This is a genomic window from Arhodomonas sp. KWT (assembly GCF_010993615.1).
On record NZ_WNXE01001126.1, the window covers coordinates 1 to 521 of the forward strand.

The window sequence follows — 521 nt, forward strand, 5'->3', positions numbered from 1 at the left end:
GCTGTTCCTCGACGAGCCCACCGCCGGGCTGGATCCGGTGAGCGCCGCCGCCTTCGATTCACTGATCCGCGAGCTCCGCGACCTGCTCGGCCTCACCGTGGTGGTGGTCACCCACGATGTGGACTCGCTGTGGGAGATCGCCGACAGTATTGCCTTCATCGGCGAGGGGCGGGTGCTCGCCCGCGGCGACGCCGCCACCCTCGCCGAGTCCGACGAGCCCGCGGTGCGGGCCTATTTCTCCGGTACGCGCATGCGCCGCGGCAGGGAACGATCATGGGAAACCGCGTGAACTACACCCTGGTCGGGCTGTTCGTGGTCGGGCTCACCCTGGCCACGGTGGTCCTCGGGCTGTGGCTGGCCGACTCGCTGCAGACCGGCGAGACCCGGCGGTACTCGGTCTACCTCACCGATACCGCCTCCGGGCTCGGACGCGACTCGCCGGTAACCTACCGGGGCGTGGATGTCGGTCAGGTGCACGCCCTCGACATCGATCCCGAGCACCCGGAGCGGGTGCACGCCAT

At 69.9% G+C, this 521-nt stretch carries 1 protein-coding gene and 1 pseudogene; both read left to right on the forward strand.

From position 1 onward, the window contains the following. Positions 1 to 289, forward strand: a pseudogene (locus tag G7A99_RS24505) (ABC transporter ATP-binding protein); the annotation flags it as partial. Then, positions 286 to 521: MlaD family protein (locus G7A99_RS24510; RefSeq protein WP_163144681.1), on the forward strand; the 236-nt coding region annotated here is incomplete at its 3' end. The pseudogene G7A99_RS24505 and the gene G7A99_RS24510, both read left to right, overlap by 4 nt.